Below are 21,927 nucleotides of genomic sequence, written 5' to 3'. Positions count from 1 at the left end.
CGCATCGTCCTTTAAAGGACGGCGAAGCCGTTTACCTTACTGCCATGCATTCCTCATCCCCGGATTCCCCCATTTTCCGCTTCCCCATTCACTGTTCTATAGAGAGACTCGATGCTGGAATAGAAAAGCTCTATCGACAGTTGACGGGGGAGAGCAGCAGTGCTACACTCTGTATATCCTAATACCAACCATACATATAGGATTTATAAGTTTAAAGAGGCTGATTGGACCAACCAAAAGCCGCTGTTCGAACAAGCAGCGGCTTTTTGCCGTTCATTACCGCCTATACATACACATTTGGAGGGGTTATTGCAATGATTACGCACAAAACGAAGTTTGTCCCTGCCCTATTGACCGCACTGCTGTTCATCTCCGGCTGCGGTTCGGCTCCTGCGGCCAAAGAAACGGCAGGCAGCGCCAAGGTGGAGACGGCAGGCACGGCGGCACCTAAGAAGATCATTATCGGCACCGGCACCCAGTTCCCGAACATCTGCTTCCTCGACGACAAAGGGAACCTGACGGGCTACGATGTCGAGCTCGTGAAGGAGATCGACAAGCGTCTTCCGGAATATGAGTTCGAGTTCAAGACGATGGACTTCTCGAACCTGCTCCTCAGCCTTGAAACCAAAAAAATCGATGTCATCGCCCACCAGATGGAGGTCAATGAGGAACGGAAGGCCAAGTTCCTGTTCAATGACGAGGCGTATAATGTGTTCCCGAATAAAGTGGTCGTCCATAAGGACCGCAATGATATCCAATCGATCGACGATCTTAAGGGCAAGAAAGCGATCGTCGGCGCTACCAGCAATGCGGCCGTGCTGCTGCAGGAATATAACAAGAAGAACAACAACGCGATCCAGATCGTATTCTCCGGCAATGGCGGTACGAACGATGTCATCGCCCAGCTGAAGGCCGGGCGCGTGGATGCGACGATCTCCACCCAGTTCGCCGTCGACCAGCGCAACCAGTCGGCGGATGCCCAGCAGAAGACGGTCGGCCCGGCCATCTCGAACTCGAAGGTTTATTTCATCCTCCAGAAGGATGCCACAGAGCTTAAGACCAAGATTGACGAGGCACTGAAAGCCATCAAGAAGGACGGTACCCTCGGCAAGCTGAGCACCCAGTGGCTTGGCGGAGACTACACCGTATCCGAATAGAAAGCGGGCGCGGCCATGGGAAAAGCTTTTGATATCACGCTGGTCGGTACCTTCCTGCCGAAGCTGCTCGCCTACCTGCACGTGACGCTCTTCATCCTGCTCGTCTCGCTGCTCGCCGGGATCGTGTTCGGCTCCGCGCTGGCGTTGGTCCGGCTCTACAAGGTGCCTGTGCTGAGCAGGGCGGCGGTCGTGTACGTCTCGTTCATGCGGGGCACGCCTATCCTCATCCAGCTGTTCCTTGTGTATTACGGACTACCGGAGTTGCTCAAGATTGTGGGTATCGATCTGTCGAACGTGCATGCGCTCGTCTTCGTGATTCTGACCTACGGCCTGCACATCGGCGCGTTCTTCTCGGAGATCGTCCGTTCGGCCGTTGTCAGCGTGGACCGCGGCCAGCTCGAAGCGGCCTACGCCGTAGGCATGACCGGCAGGGATGCCTTCCTGCGTATCGTGCTCCCGCAGGCGCTGTCGATCGCGCTGCCGAACATCGGCAATCTCGTGATCTCCTCCCTGAAGGACACGTCGCTCGCTTTCTCGCTGGGCGTCATGGATATGTCGGGCAGGGCGGAGACCTTGGGGACCACCAATCATTACCTGGAGATTTATATGGCGCTCGCCGTCATCTACTACGCGGTCAGCCTCACCCTGGAGAAGCTGTTCGCTGCGGCAGAGCGCAGGCTGCAGCGCCATGAGGCCCGAGAGAGCTCCGAGCCGGAGAATCCGGGTCGCACCGGCAAGAAGACCCGCCATGAGAACGGAAGGAGGAGATTCCGATTCAGCTTGACCCGCTCTTCATCGTAACGGCGTTCTTCGAAATTCTGAAGGCGCTGCCCTTGACGCTGGTGATCTCGATCGTTCCGCTGCTCTTCGGCTTCGTGATCGGCACAGGCATCGCCTTGATCCGGATCTACAAGGTAAGAGGCATTCACCATCTGGCGTCCTTCTATGTGTCGTTCATCCGGGGCACGCCGCTGCTGCTGCACATCATGATCATTTATTTCGGCCTGCCGCTGCTGTTCGATACGCTGGCCGCCTCTTACGGGTGGGGCGTGCGCTCCAGCTCGATCCCGCTCATGACCTTCGTGCTCGTCGCGTTCTCGGTGAACTCGGGGGCCTATATGTCGGAGGCGATCCGCTCCGGCATTCTATCGGTGGACCACGGTCAGCTTGAGGGAGCCTATTCCGTCGGCATGACGCGCTGGCAGGGCATGCGGCGCATCGTGCTGCCCCAGGCGCTGATGGCCAGCCTGCCGAATCTGCTGCACAAGTTCGTCGGCCTGCTGCACGGCTCGTCGCTCGCTTTTACGATCTCCCTGGAGGAGATCAACGGCCGGGCGAACATCATCGCCACATCCAATCTGAAGTTCCTCGAAGCGTTCATCGCCGCAGCCTTCATCTATTGGGGCTTGACGCTGCTGGCGGAAGGCATCGCCGCTCTGCTCGAGAGACGGCTCAATCTGTATAACCGGGGAGGGATCGCATGATCCAGCTGACCAATATCCGCAAGGCGTTCGGCCGGCAGCAGGTGCTGCAGGGCATTGACCTGACCGTACAGAAGGGGGACGTCGTCGCGATTCTGGGCCCAAGCGGGTCGGGCAAAACGACGCTGCTGCGGTGCATTAATTTTCTCGAAAAGCCGGATGAAGGGAACGTGCAGATCGGCGACTTCGCAGTCGACTGCAGCCAGGCCGGGAAGAGTGACATTCTGCAGCTCCGGCGCAAAACGGCGATGGTGTTCCAGCATTACAATCTCTTCAAGCACAAGACGGTGCTGGAGAATGTCATGGAAGGCCTCGTCGTCGTCCAGAAGCTGTCCAAGGATGAAGCGAGAAGACGCAGCCTGGAAGTGCTCGAGAAGGTAGGGCTCGCCCACAAGACGGATGCTTATCCGAGCGCCCTCTCCGGCGGGCAGCAGCAGCGTGTCGGTATAGCGAGGGCTCTGGCGCTGAACCCGGAGGTCATCCTGTTCGACGAACCAACCTCCGCCCTCGATCCGGAGCTCGTGGGCGAGGTGCTCGCGGTCATCCGCCGTATTGCCAAGGAAGGGGTGACGATGATCATCGTCACGCATGAGATGGCGTTCGCACGGGATGCGGCCAGCCATGTGATCTTCATGGACGAAGGTGTCATTATCGAAGAAGGGAAGCCGGACGAACTGTTCGCCCGGCCGAAGGAAGAGCGTACGAAGCAGTTCCTCGGCCGCTTCTCTTCCGAGTGGAGCTATGCCATCTAACTTGATTCCGGAGGGGAAAACCAATGAGCGAAGTGTACCGTCTGGCCGACGCCGGGGACGCGGAAGAACTGCTGGCCCTGATCCTGGGCGCCTACCAGACGATCCGGGAATTGAACATTGCTTTCACGGCCGCACAGGCCGATATCGACCTGGTGAGGGGCAATATCGTTGACAACTCCTGCTATGTGCTGGAAATCGACGGGGAGATTGCCGCGACGGTCTCCTTGAAGTCCCTCGAGGAAGTCACGCCGCATCCGTTCCTCTACTGGTTGGCCGTGGATCCGAAGCGCAAAGGGCAGGGCTTGGGCCGCAAGCTGCTCGATCACTTGGAAGGGACCGTAATCCGGCAGGGGCTGCAGGCGTCTGCCGTGACGCTGGCCACTTCCCGGAAGCACCCTTGGCTGCTGGCCATGTACGAACGCAGAGGCTACAGGCCCTTCTTCGAGCGGGATCTGGGGACAGACGACAAGCTGGTGTTCCTGACGAAGCGGCTGACGGAGGAAGCGGAAGGGATTCCGGAGGCTCCGGAGAGCGCAGGGCGCCGCCGGGAAGGAACACCGGCATGAGCGGGGCGGAGCTTCATAGAGAAGCCGCGGAGCTGCTGCCGGAGTTGACCGCGCTGCGCCGGGAGCTGCACCGCCGTCCCGAGCTGTCGATGGAGGAGGTGGAGACGACCCGCCGCATCCGCGAGGAGCTGGCCCGGGAAGGCATCCGCCTGCTGCCGCTGGATCTTCCGGTCGGCGTACTGGCCGAGATCGACGGCGGCGAGCCCGGGCCCCTGGTCGCGCTGCGGGCGGATATCGACGCCCTGCCGATTACGGAAGAGACGGGGCTCCCGTTCGCTTCCGAGATCCCCGGGCGCATGCATGCCTGCGGGCATGACTTCCACACGGCCGCGATCCTGGGCGCCGCCAAGCTGCTGAAGCGGCGGGCCGGCCGGTTCCGGGGCACGGTCCGGCTGCTCTTCCAGCCGGGAGAGGAGAAGGGCACCGGCGCCAAGGCCTTGATCCGCGCCGGAGCGCTGGAGGGCGTGCAGGCCATCTTCGGCATGCACAACAAGCCCGAGCTGCCCGTGGGAACGATCGGGCTGACGGCAGGGCCCTTGATGGCCAGCGTCGACGGCTTCAAGATCCGCATCCGCGGCAAAGGCGGGCATGCCGCGATCCCTGACGCGGCGATCGATCCGATCGTGGCGGCCAGCGCCGTCGTCGGCGGCCTGCAGACCGCGGTCAGCCGCAGCATCTCGCCGCACCAGAGCGCGGTGCTCAGCGTCTGCAGCTTCCAGGCGGGCACGACGTGGAATGTCATCCCGGACGAGGCGGTCCTGGACGGCACGATCCGCACGTTCGACGCGGGGGTCCGCGCGCAGATGCCCAAGCTGCTCGAACGCATCGCAGCCGGCATTGCGGCCGGGTACGGAGCGGAGGCCGAGGTGTCCTGGTTCGCGGGCATCCCCTTCGTGGATAACGATCCGGGCGCCGTGGACCTCGTCAGAACCGCGGCCGAAGCGCTGTCGCTGCAGATAACGAAGGCGGAACGCTCGTCCGGCGGGGAGGACTTCGCGTATTACCAGCGCGAGGTTCCGGGCTGCTTCGTATGGCTGGGTACGGCCGGCGGAGAACAGTGGCATCATCCGAAATTTACCGTCAGCGAAGAAGCGCTGGCCCCGGCGGCCGCTCTGTTCGCCCTCACGGCGCTTACGGCGCTGGAGCGGCTCGGGGCACAAGTGCCGCCGTTAGTCCGAACGGAATAGGAGGAGTTCTATTGCATACATCCTATGATGTCATCATCATCGGAGCCGGCTCCATGGGGATGAGCGCAGGAGCACAGCTGGCCCAGCGAGGATGCCGGGTGCTTCTGATCGACGCATCCGACCCTCCGCATACGGCAGGGAGCCACCACGGACAGACGCGGCTCCTCCGTCACGCCTATTCCGGCGGCTCGACCTACGTCCAGATGGCGCTGCGCGCCCACGAGCTGTGGAAGGAGCTGGAAGAGGCGACCGGCCGGGAGCTGTTCCTCCCGACCGGCGTGCTCAACATGACGCCGGCCAGCCATCCGAGCCTGCTCGGCAAGCTGGAAGCTTCCAAGGCGTTCGATCTGAACGTGGAGTGGCTGAGCGCGGAGGAGATCTCGAAGAGATGGCCGGGCATTACCCCGCCCGAGCATTATGTGGGTCTGTACGAGAAGGATGCGGGCGTTCTCCTCAGCGAGGAATGCGTCCATGCGTACCGGGAGCTGGCGCTGGCTCACGGCGCCCTGCTGCTTCCGTACACACGGGTGACCGGCATCACGACGTTCTCCAAAAGCGTGACCGTCTCGACCCCGGTCGGCGACTTCCATGCGGAGAAGCTGATCCTCAGTGCGGGTGCCGGTGCGGGAAGCCTGCCGAAGTTCCCGCTCCCCGTACGGCCTGTGCGCAAGACGGTAGGGTGGTTCCAGGCGGAGGAGCGGCTCTTCGGCGCGGAACAGTTTCCCGGTTTTACGATCGGTGGCGTGCATGGGGGGTATTACGGATTCCCCAGTTTCGGCGGATCGGGCATCAAAATCGGCAGGCACGATACCGGGCGCATCCTGGAGGAGGGGCAAACGCCGGAACCCTTCGGCGCTTACCCCGAAGACGAGAGCGATCTGCGCAGCGCGCTGGCGGCCTATATGCCTTCGGCTGCAGGCAGGCTGCTCCGCGGAGGAACCTGCAAATACGAGCTCAGCCCTGACGAGCATTTTATTATCGACCGGGCACCGGCCTCCCCGAACGTCTATTTTGCCTCGGGCTTCTCGGGGCACGGATTCAAATTCAGCAGCGTAGTCGGCGAGATTCTGGCCGGACTGGTCACCGGCGAAGGCTGCGCTTTCGATCTGCAGCCGTTCTTGTTATCCCGCTTCCGTAAGGGGACCGTGCAGGCGAACGAGCCGGCATGAAAGCGCCTGGCACCCGGAGCGGCACTCAGGACCAGCACTTAAGGACCGGAAATGATAGAAAAAACGGCGGGAGCCCGAGGGCGGGGTTCCGCCTTTCCATTTTCATTGAGAGAGGAGCGCACCATCCATGTCAACTCCAGCCGGACTGCACATCAGAGAAGCGGGGCCCGACGAATGGGATTCAGCGGTACACTTGTCCGCTCAAGCCTACAGCGAGTATAAGATGAACTACAGCGATGAGTTCTGGGAGGGCTACAAGCTCTCCATGAGGACATCTTGGTATCGGGATGATCTGCCGGTCGACAGGCTCGTCGCCGTCCGGGACGGCCGTCTGCTCGGATGCCTGCTGCTGTACCCGCCCGTGAAGCGCCTGTATGAAAGGCTCGCGGCGGACATCCCGTACCGCGAGATCCGTCTGCTCGCCGTCGATCCCTCGGCACGAGGCCAAGGCATTGCCACCTCGCTGATCCGGGAATGCGCAGAGCGGGCGAAGAGCGGCGGGGACGCGTTCCTCGGCCTGCATACGACGCAGCAGATGCCTGCGGCGGTCCGTCTGTACCGGAGCCTCGGCTTCGAACGTGCGCCGGAGTTTGATTTTCCGGGAAGCGACGAGCATACGCTGGTCGAAGCATACAGGCTGCCGCTTACAGGAGAACAGAGCCTGCTGCCGGCAGCCAGGTCATAACCAGATCATAAGAAGACGATCCGCGAAGGGAGCAGGGGCCGCATGAAATTTGCTTTGTTCAGTCTCGTGATGAATCTGCCGAACGCGGTTACCGGGGAATCCTTCACTGCCGGACAGAAGCTGGAGAACGTGATCCGGCAGGCGGAGCTTGCCGAGCGGCTGGGCTTCGACGCTTATGGGGTGGGGGAGCGTCACGGCGCTCCGTTCCTCTCCTCGTCGCCGCCGCTCCTCCTCACCGCCATAGCGGCGAGAACGGAGCGCATCCGGCTGTTGACGACGGTCACCGTGCTCAGCGTGCTGGACCCGGTCCGCGTGGCCGAGGATTATGCCACCTTGGACCACCTCTGCGGCGGGAGGCTCGAGATGATCATCGGCAAAGGCAACGACCCGCGCCATTATCCGCTCTTCGGGATCACCGAAGAAGAGCAGTGGGAATCGATGGCCGAACGGTATGCGCTCCTGCGGCGCTTGTGGGATGAGGAAGACGTGCACTGGGAAGGACGCTACCGTCCGCCCCTTGGCGGCGTCACCACCCAGCCGAGGCCGCTGCAGCAGCCGATTCCCGTGTGGCATGGCAGCGCCTCGAGTCCGCTGTCCACCGAGCTCGCGGCGAGGTACGGGGAGCCGATTTTCTCCTCGAACACCTTTCATCCCAAGGCCAAGTATAAGGCGCTGATCGACCATTACCGGGAGCGGTGGGCCTATTATGGGCGCGATCCGAAGGATGCGGTCGGAGCGGGAGCGGGCAGCCTGTATCTGGCGGATACGTGCGAGGAGGCGCGCCGGCGGTTCCGTCCCTACTATGACGCCATGCAGGCGACGGCCTCCGCGCAGCATAACCAGTCCCCGTTCAAGGACCTCGAAGATCAGATGGCGAACGGGCCGATCCTGGTGGGCAGCCCGGAGCGGGTGATCGAGAAGATTCTGGGTTACCATGCCGCCTTCGGACACAGCGTGCTGAGCATCAGTGTGGATGGCTTATCCGAGGCGGAGCAGCAGGAGCAGCTGCACCGGTTCTCGGAAGAGGTGATTCCGGTGCTCCGCCGGGAGATTCCGAGCACGGTATGGGACCTGCGGACTCCCGCCGTACAGAGGGGGTGACAGGGTTCATGGGGACTTGCGGCAAAAGAATGATTCTGAACCTGCTCCTGAGCCCGGCCGGCTCCCACCGCGGCGCCTGGCGCCATCCGGATACCCGGCTGGAGGAGATTCACGATATCCGCCATTACCATCGGCTGGCCCGGCTGGCCGAGCAGGCGCGGATCGACTCGCTGTTCCTGGCGGACGGCCTGTCCGTCGAAGTCGAGGCCGTGCGCCACGGGCCGATCCTCAGCTTCGAACCGCTGACGCTGTTGTCCTCCATCGCTTCCGTCACGGAGCATATCGGGCTGATCGCTACAGCGTCTACGACGTTCGGGGAGCCGTATCCTACGGCCCGCTTCTTCTCCTCGCTGGATGCGATCAGCGGCGGGCGGGCCGGATGGAATATCGTCACGACCGGGGTCGAGCGGACGGCGTATAACTTCGGGCTGAGCAGCCTGCCTCCTCACGCCTTCCGCTACGAACGGGCCCGGGAGTTCACGGAGGTAGTCCTGAAGCTGTGGGAGAGCTGGGAGGAAGATGCCTTGGTGCAGGATAAGGCGGCGGGCGTCTACGCCGACCCGGCCAAGGTGCACGACATCTTCCATGAAGGCACGCATTTCTCCGTCCGCGGCGCGCTGAACGCCATCCGCTGTCCGCAGGGCAGGCCGCTGCTCGTGCAGGCCGGCGCATCGGAAGAGGGCCGGGACCTGGCGGCCCGGTACGCCGAGATGATCTTCACGGTGCAGCCGACGCTCGAGGAAGCCCGGGAGTTCTACCGGGACATCAAGGAGCGCACGTCCGAGGCCGGCCGCAGCCCGGATAGCATCAAGGTGCTGCCCGGGATTCTCGTCACCGTGGGAGCCACCGAGGCGCAAGCCGGGCAGAGAGCGGCGGAGCTCCGCGCGATCATCTCCGTGGAGCGCTCCGTCATGTCGCTGTCCAACCTGCTCGGGATGGACTTCTCCGCGTACTCGCTGGACGATCCGTTCCCCGCGCTGCCGGAGCCGCACGAAGTGAATGCCTATCAATCGTTCCACGCCCTGGTCCGCAAGATCACAAGCCGCGAAGCGCTGACGATCCGGGAGTTCGTGCACCAATACTGGTCGGGCAGCGGGCAGCTCAGTGTCACGGGTACGCCCCGGCAGGTGGCGGACGTGATGGAAGCCTGGTTCCTCGGCGGGGCAGCGGACGGCTTCAATGTGATGCCGCAGCTTGCCTTCGGCGGCGTAGAAGCCTTCCTGGAGCTCGTCGTGCCCGAGCTGCAGCGTCGGGGACTGTTCCCTGAGCGCTATACCGGCCGGACGCTGAGGGAGAATCTGGGGCTGGGCCGGCTCTAATGTTGTACGATGGCAATAGAAGGGAGTGAATGAACCATGACCCAAGAGAGTGGGCTTCAGACCGATGCGGCACTGAACAATGGGACGTATGCAAACGAGAATGGGATCAAGGAGGCGCAGGGAAGCCCAGCTTCATCTTATCCGAATGCTCACCTGCTGGTTGAGGCGCAGTGGGTAGAGGATCAAGCGGCGTCGCCGGATATCGTGATCTTGGATGCCAGAAGCAAAGGATACGAGGAGGGGCATATCCCCGGGGCAATTTGGCTTGATGTCAAAAAGCTGAAAGACGCGTCTGGACGCGCCTTCGCTTCCGCTGAAGCCGTAGGGGAGGCGCTCTCCGCAAGCGGCGTCCGGGACGGCAGCACGGTTGTCGTCTACGACGATGGCGGCGGCGTGACGGCGGCCCGTGTGTTCTATGTGCTGGAAGCCTTCGGCTGGCTGGACCGGGTCAAGGTGCTGCACGGCGGATTTGCCGCGTGGAAGGCAGCGGGAAATGCGGTGTCCACCGACGCCCCAACTGCCGGAGCGGGTTCGATTGCGGCGCTGGTCCTGGATGAACGCAAGGTCGCGACCAAGGAGCGCATCCAAGCCGGGCTGGAAGGCGCCGTCATTCTCGATACGCGGTCGCGCGAAGAATACACCGGCGAGGACACGCGGAATAACCGCAAAGGGGGGCATATCCCCGGAGCCGTCCACCGGGAGTGGAAGGATTCCCTGCTGCCTCCTGACGCCAACGGCGTAGTCCGTTTCAAGCCTGCCGGGCAGCTGCTGCAGGAGTTCGAGGAAGCCGGCGTACGCCAAGATGAGGTGATTGTGCCGCACTGCCAGTCCAACCAGCGGGGGGCGCATACTTATTTTGTGCTTCGTCTGCTTGGGTATGAGGATGTGAGGCCGTATGAAGGTTCCTGGGATGAATGGGGCAATGCGGAGGATACAGAGGTCGAACTGTAGGAGGAGGCGGGAGTCCCGCCAGCTATAAGTACAGTGAACTGACGGTGTATTTTTGCAGCTCCAGCAAGATTCAGAGGGAACTCGGCAGTAGTACCACGCCAGTGACGGCGTGGTTTTTTTGTTGCGTTTGAGTCCTGCGAGTATGCGAACAACGCCGTTTTTTTAGTCAGCGCTGCATCCCCAACGGCCTCATTTTGAATTCAATCATTCTTCGCGAGGTGACCCTCATATAGCAAATTGAAATAACGGTAACCTGCCGCTGCAAGAACAATAAAAAACAGCAGTTGTTTTATGATGATCGGTACGCTGATGGATTCGGAGAAAAGCCATACGATTAATAATGCAGTCAGAATAATCTCATACATGATCGTTCTGTACCGAAGCTTTGGTCTAATCCACCTTAGCTTGATTAGCATAGATAAGCTGCCAATAAAGGTGAGCACCAGCCAAATATAATACATGTCTTTGTTAAGTGAATATCCGAATAGGGGGCCAAATTGTAAACCGAAAGAGATGATAGATATTTTTTGCAGCTTGCGTTCTGAATGGTTCAGGTCACTATAACTTTTTGCCATAATACCAAGTCCCTTGCGTTAGATTTGGCTGCTTTCCAATCACCAAAATAAATGAAAATTCAGCGGAATGGTTTATGGAATATTTTACCACGGGGCATAAGGGGGCCGCCATATAAAAATAAAGTGCCGAAAAGTCCTGGTGACTTCGCCGACACTCCTGGAGACTCAAAAGAGTAAACAATCGCTTCCATGCTATTTTTCAAAAGGCTATGGTCTCATTTCTTCCGCTATCATTGTTCCGGCGCATCTGTTCCTCCATGCGCAGCCCCCTGCCCGCTTCGCGCCAATCTTTCCGCGCGGTATGCCTTCGGCGACAGACCGGTCCACTTCTTATACGCCTTCGAGAAAGAGAACAGGTCGGGGTATCCGACCGAATGAGCGATCTCCGATAACGCATAGCCCGTATGCTCGAGCAGATGCTGGGCTTCTTTCATCTTAAGCTCCTGCAGGTATTGTACGGGCGGCAGGCCGAACGTTTGGCGGAACCGTTTGGAAAAGTGGGTCCGCTCCACGCCGACATAGTCCGCCGCGCGTTCGACCGTGATGCCGTCCGCATAATGGAGCTCGAGATATTCTTTGCCCCGCTGAAGCCACGCCACGCCGCTGCGGTTCTCGCTTACATTCGGGTCCGCCGTATGGACCGACAGCAGATCGAAGATGCCGTGCAGGTATTGAAGCCGTGCCAAATCAGTCAACCGGCGGCCGGACGGGCTGCCGCTGCGGCCCGACAGATCGAGGAAGCTCCGGAGGAGCTTGACGGCCTCTTTGTCGGCGGCGCCTGCCGAATGCGGCTGCTCTTCGTGCAGTCCGAGACGCGCGAGCAGACTCGGGGCGCCTTTGCCGTCGAAGGCGAAGAATATTTTGCGCAGCGGTTCTTCCGGTACCGTGTAGTATTCATGGGTGATCTGGGGGAAGAGGCAGAACAGGTCGCCGGGCCGAAGAGCGTAGGATTGCCCGTTCTGGTGGAAGGTCCCCCGGCCTTCGAGTACAACGAGCAGATAATAATAAGGCGTGGTCCGTGGGCCGATATGGTAGTTCGGTTTGGCTTCATTATAACCGATCCGCAGAGGCCATGCCGCTCCCGACTTTTCGTAGTCGGAGGGTGTGAAATGATAGATCTCCAGGAATTCATGATGGTCTTCGCGCAGGTTGTCTCGCATAGCATGACCTCTTTTTGCCATAGGATATGAACTCATCATAGGGGCGAGGCGGCTGAAGATCAAGCGCATTAAGGAATAGATACCCACAAAATGACAAAAAATTCTCGCTACGAATTGACATTGCTTCGGAGTGAAACTATTGTTAAGATTTATTATGCAAACTATTCCTAGTAGTATGGTTGGGAATATGGCGGCCGGTCAACCGGAGAAGAGCGCAAGGAAGAGTAAAGCGGTTTACCATAGATGACATCGTCTGCCGGGCAGCTGGAGACATAGGTTAGCCCGGGAAGGGGGAAGCAGTGTGAGTGAAAAAGCTGATAGAGAGAATACAACCGGTCTGCAAGAGGACATCCGCTTCGGATGGTTCCTGCCGACGGCAGGGGACGGACGCTATGTGGGTGTAGCGCCGGAGAGAGAGCCGACCCTGGATTATATGATTCGGGTCGCACAGACGGCGGAGGCGGCCGGCTTCGGGTTCGTCCTGATCCCGACCGGCGGAGCCTGCCTCGACGCCTGGGTCGTCGGGTCGGCGGTGATGAGCCACACGCGGACGCTGAAGCCGCTGGTTGCCGTACGGCCGGGGCTTGTCGCGCCTGTGCTAGCAGCCCGGATGGCGGCAGCGCTGGATGTGCTGTCGGAAGGCCGCGCCATGATCAATGTCGTGACAGGCAGCTCCGTGCAGGATCTGGAGGAGCTCGGCGACCCGCTGGCTCATGCGCATGACGAGAGATACGAGAGGGCCAGCGAATACATGGAGGTCATGAAGCGGGCCTTGTCCGGTACCCAAGGCATGGCGGTGTCGGAGTTCCGCACCGGCGGCAGTGCGTCTGCTGAGGGGGAGGCGCTCTTCAGCGGCAAGTATTATCGGCAGACGCGGCCGGCCGCAGCGCCGCAGACGGTCCAGCAGCCTCATCCGCCGTTCTACCTCGGCGGCAGCTCGCCGATCGCCAAGCGGGTGGCGGTGGAGCATGCGGACACCTTCTTGATGTGGGGAGAGCCGCACGAATGGATCCGGGAGCAGATTGCCGAGATCGAGAGCATCCGGGACGGGCTGGAGCAGGAGAGGGGCGAGCGCAGACCGCTGCGCTACGGCTTGAGGGCCCAGGTGCTTGTCCGCGATACCGAGGAAGAAGCCTGGGCTGCGGCTTGGGAGACGATCTCCAAGGTATCCCCGGAGCTGCTTGAGAAGGCCCAGGAGTCGTTCGCCCAGACGGATGCGACGAACCAGCGCAGGCAGAATGAGCTGAGAGAGCGATCGAGACAGGACCGTTTCGTGGCCGGTCCCAATCTGTGGACGGGTCTCTCGCAGGTCCGCTCGGGAGGCGCCATCCTGATCGTCGGGACCGCAGACCAGGTAGCCGACCGGCTGGTGGAATACGCCCAGCTCGGCGTTAGCACCTTCATCCTGTCCGGCTATCCGCATCTGGAGGAAGCCGAGAACTTCGGGCGCGAAGCGCTCCCGCTGTTCCATAAGAAGTGGTCTGCCTTGCAGGCCGCAGCACGCTTAACCAACTAACCGACGATTAGAGGAGGGTCACCCCCCATGCCTATCCAAAAGAAAGTCACCCCGCTGCTCATGGCTGCAGCCGTATCATCTGCCGCGCTGCTTGCCGGCTGCGCAGGCGGCACGGCAGGCCAGCCGGCTCCTGCGGCCGGTGACGGGAAGCAGGCGGCCGCCACGGGTCCGGTTACTCTCTCGTTCCTGCACTGGCGGGGCGAGGATGTCAAATCGCTGAACGGTCTCATTGAGAAGTTCCAGCAGGAGAACCCGAACATCAAGGTCGAGATGCAGACGATGCCGTCCGACCAGTACCAGTCGGGAGCCCAGGCAAAGCTCACGGACGGAACCAGCGGAGACGTGTTCGCTTCCTCGCCGGGAGCCCAGTTCGAAGCGCTCGCGAAGGCGGGGCTGTTCAGCGATTTGTCCGGCGAAAGCTTCCTCTCGAACTTCAATGAGTCGCTGATCGGCCCAGGCAAGAAGGACGGCAAGCAGCTCGCTGTCCCTTACCAGCTCGTTTATAACGATCCGATCTATAACGTTAAGCTTTTTGAAAAATACGGCTTGACCCCTCCGAAGGACTGGGACGGCTTCCTGGCCTTGTGCGCCAAGCTGAAGGAGGCGGGCGTGATTCCGATCGCCTTCGCCGGAGCGGACATCGGGCCCGGGCAGTTCATGAACACGATGGTCATGAACAACCTGCCGAGTGACGACGCCTTCGTTCAGGTGGGCGAAGGCAAGGCGAAGCTCACGGACGAGTGGTGGGTGAAGACGCTGAGCCAGTTCAAGGAGCTGAACGACAAAGGCTACTTCCAGCCTAATGCGCTCGGCACGAAGGATGCGGCGGCCGGCGCGCTGTTCATCCAAGAGAAGGCGGCGATGCTCGCGAGCGGCTCCTACCAACTGGCGCAGAATAAGAAGCAGAACCCGAACCTGGAGCAGAAGCTGCTCGCGCCGATCACCACAGCGGCCGACAAGGCGAGATACGAGGGCGTGCATACGAGCACCTTCCTGCTCGCGGTGAACAGCAAGTCGAAGCATCCGGCGGAGGCCAAGAAGTTCCTCGAATTCCTGAGCCGCAAGGAAACGGCGGGCACGTATGCCAATGAGACCGGCCAGAATGTGACGGTTAAAGATGTGCAGTACACCTCGAAGGAGCTGCTGGCGGCAGGCGAGTGGTCGGGCAAGAAGACGATCTTCCAGCCGCGCTTCACGATCACGAACGGGGAGATCCAGAAGGCGGTGACGGGGTCGATTCAAGCCGTGCTCGGCGGCAAGTCTGCGGAGGATGCGGCCAAGGAAGCCCAGGCGATCGTGGACCAGCAGATTAAGAAATAACGATGCGGAAGTCACCCGTTCTTTGGTTGTTTCTGCTGCCCGGTACGCTCCTGTACCTCGTGCTGTTCATCTATCCGACCTTATCGGGTGTGTTCTACTCCTTCACGGATTGGGACGGCGTCTCGCCGGCCTACCGGATGGTCGGAGCCGCCAATTATAAGGACACGCTGGAGAGCATCGTCTTCCGCAAGGCCTTCCTCAACAACGTAAAGTTCATGCTGGTGGTCGTGCTGTTCCAGACGCTGCTCTCCCTTGGGCTGGCCATGCTGCTCGCACGCAACTCCCGGATTCATGTGCTGCTGCGCGCCTTGTACTTTTTCCCCGCGGTGCTGTCTTCCGTCTCCGTGGGCCTGATCTGGAGCTTCATGTATGATCCGTCGATCGGGCTGCTCAACCTGAGCCTGCAGAAGGCCGGGCTGGAGAGTCTTGCGCTGAGCTGGACGGGAGATGCGGGTATCGCGCTGTATTCGATCGCCGCTGTGCAGGTGTGGGCGCATGCCGGCCAGATGATGATCGTCTTCATCGCCGGACTTCACTCCATCCCGGCGGAGCTGTATGAAGCGGCCCGGATCGACGGAGGGGGCCGGTGGCAGATTTTCCGCAAGGTAACCTGGCCGCTGCTCGCTCCGTCGGCTACCATCGTGCTCGCTTATACGACCATCCAGTCGTTCAAGGCCTTCGACCTCATCTTTACGATGACGGACGGCGGACCCAATTATGCGACGGAGATCCTGACGACCTACATCTACCACCAGGCGTTCGGCAGCTACAAATTCGGTTCGGCGGCGGCCGGCTCCATGCTGTTCCTTATCCTGCTGTCCGTGCTGACAGCTCTTCAGTTCAGGGCGCTGCGGTCGGACCGCGTTTCATATTGACTAGAATCTGGCGCTAACCCGCATCTCGTACTAACCCATGGAAGAGGGTGTGAACCCTATGCTGATCAACAGTCTGCGCCGTACCCTGCTTCTCCTGTATGGGGCCGTCATTATCATCCCGCTGTACATCGTTCTCGTCTCGGCCTTCAAGACGCCGGGGACCTTCTTCGCGAAGCCGTTATCCTGGCCGTCGCCCTTCACGGTGGAGAACTTCACCACCATGTTCCAAAGCCAGCCGATGTGGCGCTACTTTGCGAACAGTGCGGGCGTAACGCTCGGTACGGTGCTCCTGGAGCTGCTGCTCGGCAGCATGATCGCTTATGCGATCGCCCGACTCGGCGGCAAGCTGGGCAGGGGCCTGTTCCTGCTGTACCTGGCCGGCCTCATCGTGCCGTCTCAGGTGAACATGCTGCCGATCTACGCGCTGGTCCACCGGCTTGGATGGACCGACGGGCATGCCGGATTGATCCTGGTGACGGCGGCTCTGCTGCTGCCCTTGACCGTCTTTCTGCTGACCGGCTTCATGGGCCTGCTCAGCAAAGAGATTCTGGAGGCCGCCAGCATCGACGGGGCGGGGGAATGGACGCTGTATACGCGCTTCGCCCTTCCCTTGTCGGCGCCCTCGCTAGCCGCTGCGGCCGCCTTCCTGTTCGTCATGGTATGGAACGATCTGCTGCTGCCGATGCTGCTTCTGAATGGGAAAAGCAAGCTGACGCTCCCGCTCGCCATGCTGCAGTTCAGAGGAGAGTATGTCACCGACTATCCGATGCTGCTCACCGGCGTCGTGGTCACTTCGCTGCCGATGGCGCTGCTGTTCATCTTCCTGCAGCGGTTCTTCGTCGCCGGCATGACGGCCGGCTCCCTGAAGGGATAAGGAAGGCCTGCGCGTGTATCGTACGGTAAACAAGGCAGGGGGGCGTCGTACCAATAACGAATCCCACAAAAATACAAAAAAGCCGCTGCACCCTTACCCGGGCAGGCGGCTTTTTTTGTTGTGCAGCAGGGGGGAGCGGCCTGGCTGAACCGGGTGGCTGATCTGTGGGCAACTGGGTGCCGTGCTGAACCGGTGGCAGACCGCACTCAAGCGGAAGGGGGCTGCCGGAGACCCATGGCCTCGTAGGTCCCGAGCAGGGAGAGACGGGTGAGCTGAAGGGCCATATGGTGGGGGGAGTACACGCGGTTATCTGCGAACCACTTGGCGATGGTGCCCTGAACAGCGCAGGAGGCGTAATCAAGCAGCAGATCGAGGGGCACCTGAACTTTCTGGTCCATCCCGATGCCGGAGAGCCGCCGGTAGAAGCATTCCCGCAGGAGCTCCTGCATCCGCCCTCGGACATTGGCCGGGGTGGCGCTGGCCAGCATGGCGCCATAGAATACCTCGCGCTCGGCGAGATGCTCGAAGAGGGAGAGGAAGAGCGGGTCGGGCTCGTGGAACGTCGGCGGCGACGGCAGCCGGCAGCGCTCTCCCGTGAGCAGCTCCTCCAGCGTGCCGAGATGTTCGTCCAGCATCCGCCCCAGCAGATCTTCTTTGTCTACAAAATGCGCATAGAAGGTGGACCGGTTAATATTGGCCTGTCCGCTGATGTCGACGATACTGATGTCCTCATAGGACCGGCGCCGCAGCAGGATGAGGAAGGCATCGAATATCATTTGTCTGGTACGCTGAATTCTTCTGTCGGCCGTTCGAACAGCTGGCATGTGGTTTCCTCCTTTTTCCGACACGATAAGATTACATGTTGTTTAAACTACAGAGTCAATGCGCCCCTGAAAGACGCTGCTCCTCCCTCAAGCTGGAATCCGCACCCCAGGCGGTCCCACACTTTCTTCACTCCTGTGGCTTATGCTGCCAATATCCTACAAGCGGATGTCAACTGTTGTTTAACCGTCAGAAGAGGCAAAAAGACAGCTTGCAAATCCTGGGATACCCGCTATGATAATGGATATACCAAAGCAATTCAATCGGAATTTAAGTGATAGAGGTTGAATCTATGGGATACAGATTTCGCACTGGAGTTCCGAGGAAGAAAGGAGGATCCACTTGCGGGGCGAACGCTTTCTCGAGTCCTTGAATGACGGGCGCACGGTATGGCTTGGAGGTACCAAGATCAGCAACCTTCCGGAGCATCCGGCCTTCAAGGGCACGCTCACTACCATTACGAAGCTCTTCAATATGCTGGACGATCCCGTGCGGCAGGACGAAGTAGGCTATCCGGTTTCCCCCGGCGGCCGCTATGCCCACAGTTCCTTTCTCGTGCCGTACACGCCGGAGCAGCTCGCGCAGCGAAGCAGGGCCTTCTCGGTCTGGTCGGAGAGCACGCACGGCATGATGAGCCGCCTGTCGGACTATGCCCGCTCGCTCGTCACCGGCTGGTATGCGGCACGCAGTCAGCTGTCGGCGCTCGATCCCCGCTTTGCGGACAAGATCACGGCTTACTATGAGTCGGCACGCGACAAGGATTGGTTCCTGACCACGGCGATCATCGATCCGCAGATTGACCGCTCCAGCGGACTGGACGATGAACGGATCTCCGAGAGGTTCCTGCATGTCGTGCGGGAAACCGGGGAAGGCCTTGTGCTCCGCGGGGCCAAGATGATCGCGACGGGAGCGCCCTACACGCATGACTTCGTCATCTCGTCCTTCCTGCCCTTCCGCTCTCAAGACCGGAGCCACGCCCATGTGCTGCTCGTACCGGCGAACGCTCCGGGGCTGCATATCGTGTGCCGGGAGTCGTTCGCGAGCGCGCAGGAGCAGAACCATCCGCTCAGCGCGCAGTATGACGAGATGGATGCGGTCCTGTTCTTCGACGACGTGCTGGTCCCGTGGGAGCGGGTGCTCCTGTACGGCAGCCCCGAGGATGTCCTGGCCCTGAGAGCGAACCGGACGGCGAACTCGCTGGCCTTCCACCAGAATATCGTGCGGTATGTGGCCAAGCTCGAATTCATCACCGGTGTGGCTTTCGCCATGGCCGAATCGATCGGGACCACCGGCTTCCTGCATATTCAGGAGAAGCTCGGCGAGCTATTGACGCAGATCCAGGTGATCCGGGCGCTCGTCATCGCCTCGGAGACGAAGGCGGTGCCGGACGAGTCCGGTGTGCTCGTGCCGGATCTCAGCTTCATCGAGACGGCCCGAAACATCGGGACGAAGCTGTATCCGAGAGCGGTCGAGATTCTGCAGCAGGTGGGGGGAGGAGGCTTCGTGCAGGCCCCCTCCGGCGTGGAGGATTTCTACGGCCCGATCTCGGGGCTCATGCACCTGTATTACGAGGGAGCCGCCGTATCCGCCGAGAAAAAGGTGCAGCTGCTGAAGCTCGCCTGGGACCTTATCGGCAGCCCGCTCGGGGCAAGGCATCAGCTCTACGAGCGGTTCTATGCCGGCGACCCGGTCCGGGGGCTGGCGAACCAGTACCTGGCTTTTGACAAGAGCACTTTGACCGAGCCCGTATGGAAGCTGCTCAAGGAAACGAGCAGGGGCCGGGTTCCGCTGTAAAGCCCATTTCCTATCGAGTGACTGCCGATTAGTCCACTAAAGGCACCTGCAGATCGTAATGATCGCCCGCACAGGTGTCTTTTGTTTTAGCAGGAAAACCAAGGACAACCGTTCTATCGGTCTGGATGCGACTCGGCGAACGGTGTGTGCTGCATAGATCCAAGAGCGAAGCCGTTCATCCTTAGGTCGAGCGGGCACCGTCCTGCCCCTTTTCTCCGTATAGCCCAAGGGTTTCCCCTTGTTCTATTCCCATATTCGATATAGAGGTGATGAGCATGTCTTTGAAGTTTGCTTATTGGGTGCCGAATGTCAGCGGAGGTCTTGTCATATCCAAGATTCCGCAAAAAACGGGCTGGTCCTTCGAGGACAACGCAGCCTACGCCAAGCTGGCGGAGGAAGCGGGGTTCGAGTATGCGCTGCTGCAGACCCGCTTCATTGCCAGCTACGGCGCCGAGAACCAGCTTGAAGCGATCTCGCTGACCTCCGCGCTGGCTGCCGTAACCTCGAAGCTCAAGCTGATCGCAGCGGTCCTGCCGGGACTCTGGCACCCGGGCACGATCGCCAAGGCGATCACGACGATCGATCAGATCAGCGGCGGCCGGGCGGCCGTCAACATCGTCAGCGGCTGGTTCAAGGGGGAGTTCTACGGCTTCGGCGAGCCCTGGCTCGATCACAATGAACGGTACCGCCGCTCGGAAGAGTTCATCCGTATCCTGAAGGAGCTGTGGACGGAGGATTCCACCACCTTCCGCGGGGACTTCTACCGGATCAACGAAGCCCCCCACAAGCCGAAGCCGCAGGTACTCCCTCCCGTCTTCCAGGGCGGCAACTCCGCAGCGGCCCGGGCCATGGCGGCGCGGGTATCCGACTGGTACTTCATGAACGGCAATACGCCGGAAGGCTTCCGGTCGCAGATCGAGGAAGTCAAAGCTTTGGCGGCAGCCGAGGGACGGAGCCTGAAGTTCGGCGTCAATGCGTTCGTGATCGTCCGCGACACGGAAGAAGAAGCGCGTCAGGTGCTGCGGGACATCATCAGCTATGCGGACCCCGAAGCCGTGGAAGGCTTCCGCAGCCAAGTGCAGTTCGCAGGCAAGGCTTCGCCGGAGCGGGAAGGCATGTGGGCGAATTCGAATTTCGAGGATCTCGTGCAGTATAACGACGGCTTCAAGACGGGCCTGATCGGCACGCCGGAGCAGGTCGCGGACCGGATCATTGAACTGAAGAAGATCGGCGTAGATCTGATTCTCACCGGCTTCCTCCATTACGATGAAGACATCAAGGCCTTCGGCGAGAAGGTAATCCCGCTGGTCCGCGAGAGGGAAGCAGCACTCCAAGCGGTGCCGGCGAATTCATAAAAATATCCATTCCGTGCCAGACCCCAATCAGTCCAAAGGAGCGATGAAGATGAGTGTAGAACTGGAAAAAGCAAACGCCGTACCCGACTATGAAAGCCTGCGTGCCGAAGTGCGCCGCATTGTCGATGAGGTCATCCGGCCGAATGCCGAAACGACCGACCGGGAAGGACGGTTCCCCAGGGAGAACCTGCAGGCGCTGGCGGAGACCGGCTGGAACGGCGTCCTGATCCCGGAGCGCTACGGCGGCCGTGGGCTTGACCATGTCGCTTTTGCCATTGCTGCAGTAGAGGTCGGCCGGGGCTGCCCGTCCACGTCGCTGGTCTATGTCATGCACGTAGGCGCGGTGCAGACCATCGCGCTCTATGGCAATGAAGACCAGAAGGAGCGGTGGCTGAGACCGGTCGGTGCCGGGGCCATCGGCACGTACTCCACGAGTGAGAAGGCCTCGGGCGGACACTGGTGGTTCAACTTCAGCGAAGCTTCGCGCGACGGGGAAGATTATATTCTGAATGCCGAGAAATCGTTCACGACCTCCTCCGGCCAGGCGGATTTCTATGTGTTCCAGACTCGTACTCCTGGGGCGCAGACCCCGACGGATGTCTCCTTCTTCATCGTGGACGGCGGGCTTCCGGGCATCAAGCCGGGTGTCTGGGACGCGCTAGGCGTCCGGGGCAACCACAGCGGGCCGATTACATACGACGGCGTGCGTGTGGAAGCGCGGGATAAGCTCGGCACCGAAGGGCAGGGCAGGGAGATCCTGGAGAGCGGCGTGTCGCCGGTCTACCTGATTGGGCTCGGCTCAACCTGGCTCGGCGCCGCCCAGGCTGCGCTCGAAGCGGCCGTGGACTACGTCAAGGCCACCATTCACCGGGACTTCAACAAGCGGCTGTCGGATTACCAGATCATCCGCCAGCAGCTGGCCGAAGTGAAGGTATTGATCGAGAGCCTGAAGCCTTGGCAGGTGTCGCTCGCGAAGCAGCTCGATGAGCTGCAGGCGGCAGGGCGTCCGCAGGTGGAGCTCTTGCTGCCGCTCGTCGAGTTCAAGATCCATGCAGCGGAGGTTGCGGCCAAAGCTGCGAAGGCGGCCCTGGATGTTACCGGCGGCTACGGCTACAAGAAGGGCATCTTCGAGCGCCTGTTCCGTGATACGCGCGCAGGGATCGTTATGGGGCCGTCCAACAATATCGCCCGGGAATGGATCGGCAAAGCGCTGGTCGGTCTGCCGCTCGAGCTGTGGTACGAAGGCGGGGACTGAGCTGCCCGGAGCA

21 protein-coding genes are annotated in these 21,927 nt (G+C 60.8%); 18 read left to right on the top strand and 3 right to left on the bottom strand.

Translation table 11 applies throughout. From position 1 onward, the window contains the following. The first annotated feature begins 314 nt into the window (after positions 1-314). From O9H32_RS19705 to O9H32_RS19655, 11 genes are all read left to right on the top strand, one after another. Entirely contained in the window at positions 315-1,157 is an 843-nt protein-coding gene (locus tag O9H32_RS19705) for a transporter substrate-binding domain-containing protein (protein ID WP_269867836.1), read from the top strand. 15 nt (positions 1,158-1,172) lie between these two features. Continuing rightward, positions 1,173-1,958 carry an amino acid ABC transporter permease gene (locus O9H32_RS19700; protein ID WP_269867835.1) on the top strand — a complete coding sequence of 262 codons (786 nt, stop codon included), beginning with the start codon at positions 1,173-1,175 and terminating at the stop codon, positions 1,956-1,958. Next, positions 1,931-2,641, top strand: a complete 711-nt coding sequence (locus O9H32_RS19695; RefSeq protein WP_269867851.1) for an amino acid ABC transporter permease — start codon at positions 1,931-1,933, stop codon at positions 2,639-2,641. Before O9H32_RS19700 ends, O9H32_RS19695 begins: the two co-directional genes overlap by 28 nt. Beyond that, positions 2,638-3,390: an amino acid ABC transporter ATP-binding protein gene (locus O9H32_RS19690; RefSeq protein WP_269867834.1), complete on the top strand. Its 753-nt coding sequence runs from the start codon at positions 2,638-2,640 to the stop codon at positions 3,388-3,390. The genes O9H32_RS19695 and O9H32_RS19690 overlap by 4 nt, the downstream gene beginning before the upstream one ends. A 23-nt stretch (positions 3,391-3,413) precedes the next feature. Further along, positions 3,414-3,956, top strand: coding sequence for a GNAT family N-acetyltransferase (locus tag O9H32_RS19685; protein WP_269867833.1), 543 nt, complete (start codon positions 3,414-3,416; stop codon positions 3,954-3,956). Further along, entirely contained in the window at positions 3,953-5,143 is a 1,191-nt protein-coding gene (locus O9H32_RS19680; protein WP_269867832.1) for an amidohydrolase, read from the top strand. The genes O9H32_RS19685 and O9H32_RS19680 overlap by 4 nt, the downstream gene beginning before the upstream one ends. A gap of 11 nt (positions 5,144-5,154) precedes the next feature. Beyond that, positions 5,155-6,312 (top strand): N-methyl-L-tryptophan oxidase, encoded by a 1,158-nt coding sequence (gene solA / locus O9H32_RS19675; RefSeq protein WP_269867831.1) that lies wholly within the window; start codon positions 5,155-5,157, stop codon positions 6,310-6,312. Between the two features lie 127 nt (positions 6,313-6,439). Continuing rightward, positions 6,440-6,997 (top strand): GNAT family N-acetyltransferase, encoded by a 558-nt coding sequence (locus tag O9H32_RS19670; RefSeq protein WP_269867830.1) that lies wholly within the window; start codon positions 6,440-6,442, stop codon positions 6,995-6,997. A 42-nt stretch (positions 6,998-7,039) separates the two neighbouring features. Further along, on the top strand, positions 7,040-8,098 hold the full coding sequence (locus O9H32_RS19665; protein WP_269867829.1) for an LLM class flavin-dependent oxidoreductase: 1,059 nt from the start codon (positions 7,040-7,042) through the stop codon (positions 8,096-8,098). A 29-nt stretch (positions 8,099-8,127) separates the two neighbouring features. Continuing rightward, the gene (locus tag O9H32_RS19660) at positions 8,128-9,417 is read left to right on the top strand and encodes an LLM class flavin-dependent oxidoreductase (protein ID WP_269867828.1); all 1,290 of its coding nucleotides are present in this window, start codon (positions 8,128-8,130) and stop codon (positions 9,415-9,417) included. A 36-nt stretch (positions 9,418-9,453) separates the two neighbouring features. Beyond that, positions 9,454-10,368 carry a sulfurtransferase gene (locus tag O9H32_RS19655; protein ID WP_269867827.1) on the top strand — a complete coding sequence of 305 codons (915 nt, stop codon included), beginning with the start codon at positions 9,454-9,456 and terminating at the stop codon, positions 10,366-10,368. Positions 10,369-10,568: 200 nt separating this feature from the next. On the opposite strand, the gene O9H32_RS19650 is transcribed toward O9H32_RS19655, so the two are convergent. Both O9H32_RS19650 and O9H32_RS19645 read right to left on the bottom strand, forming a co-directional pair. Beyond that, entirely contained in the window at positions 10,569-10,943 is a 375-nt protein-coding gene (locus O9H32_RS19650) for a hypothetical protein (protein ID WP_269867826.1), read from the bottom strand. Between the two features lie 230 nt (positions 10,944-11,173). Further along, entirely contained in the window at positions 11,174-12,103 is a 930-nt protein-coding gene (locus O9H32_RS19645; protein WP_269867825.1) for an AraC family transcriptional regulator, read from the bottom strand. 301 nt (positions 12,104-12,404) lie between these two features. Between O9H32_RS19645 and O9H32_RS19640 the strand changes: the two genes are divergently transcribed. From O9H32_RS19640 to O9H32_RS19625, 4 genes are read left to right on the top strand one after another with little or no spacing between them, the layout of a single operon-like run. Continuing rightward, positions 12,405-13,619 carry an LLM class flavin-dependent oxidoreductase gene (locus O9H32_RS19640; protein ID WP_269867824.1) on the top strand — a complete coding sequence of 405 codons (1,215 nt, stop codon included), beginning with the start codon at positions 12,405-12,407 and terminating at the stop codon, positions 13,617-13,619. Positions 13,620-13,646: 27 nt separating this feature from the next. Further along, positions 13,647-14,939: an ABC transporter substrate-binding protein gene (locus tag O9H32_RS19635; RefSeq protein WP_269867823.1), complete on the top strand. Its 1,293-nt coding sequence runs from the start codon at positions 13,647-13,649 to the stop codon at positions 14,937-14,939. Between the two features lie 2 nt (positions 14,940-14,941). After that, the gene (locus O9H32_RS19630; RefSeq protein ID WP_269867822.1) at positions 14,942-15,814 is read left to right on the top strand and encodes a carbohydrate ABC transporter permease; all 873 of its coding nucleotides are present in this window, start codon (positions 14,942-14,944) and stop codon (positions 15,812-15,814) included. A gap of 58 nt (positions 15,815-15,872) precedes the next feature. After that, complete coding sequence (locus O9H32_RS19625) at positions 15,873-16,688, top strand: carbohydrate ABC transporter permease (protein WP_269867821.1); 816 nt, start codon at positions 15,873-15,875, stop codon at positions 16,686-16,688. A 206-nt stretch (positions 16,689-16,894) separates the two neighbouring features. Here the strand turns inward: O9H32_RS19625 and O9H32_RS19620 are convergent, their stop codons facing one another. Then, positions 16,895-17,512 (bottom strand): TetR/AcrR family transcriptional regulator, encoded by a 618-nt coding sequence (locus O9H32_RS19620; RefSeq protein ID WP_269867820.1) that lies wholly within the window; start codon positions 17,510-17,512, stop codon positions 16,895-16,897. A 340-nt stretch (positions 17,513-17,852) separates the two neighbouring features. Here O9H32_RS19620 and O9H32_RS19615 point away from each other — a divergent pair, with 340 nt between their 5' ends. From O9H32_RS19615 to O9H32_RS19605, 3 genes are all read left to right on the top strand, one after another. Next, the gene (locus O9H32_RS19615; protein WP_269867819.1) at positions 17,853-19,304 is read left to right on the top strand and encodes a 4-hydroxyphenylacetate 3-hydroxylase family protein; all 1,452 of its coding nucleotides are present in this window, start codon (positions 17,853-17,855) and stop codon (positions 19,302-19,304) included. A gap of 275 nt (positions 19,305-19,579) precedes the next feature. After that, on the top strand, positions 19,580-20,659 hold the full coding sequence (gene sfnG, locus O9H32_RS19610) for a dimethylsulfone monooxygenase SfnG (protein ID WP_269867818.1): 1,080 nt from the start codon (positions 19,580-19,582) through the stop codon (positions 20,657-20,659). Between the two features lie 49 nt (positions 20,660-20,708). Continuing rightward, entirely contained in the window at positions 20,709-21,914 is a 1,206-nt protein-coding gene (locus O9H32_RS19605; protein ID WP_269867817.1) for an acyl-CoA dehydrogenase family protein, read from the top strand. The last annotated feature ends 13 nt before the right edge of the window (positions 21,915-21,927 follow it).

The organism is Paenibacillus caseinilyticus, from assembly GCF_027533645.1.
GTDB lineage: Bacteria > Bacillota > Bacilli > Paenibacillales > NBRC-103111 > Paenibacillus_G > Paenibacillus_G caseinilyticus.
This window is presented reverse-complemented; position numbering and strand designations above follow the sequence as displayed.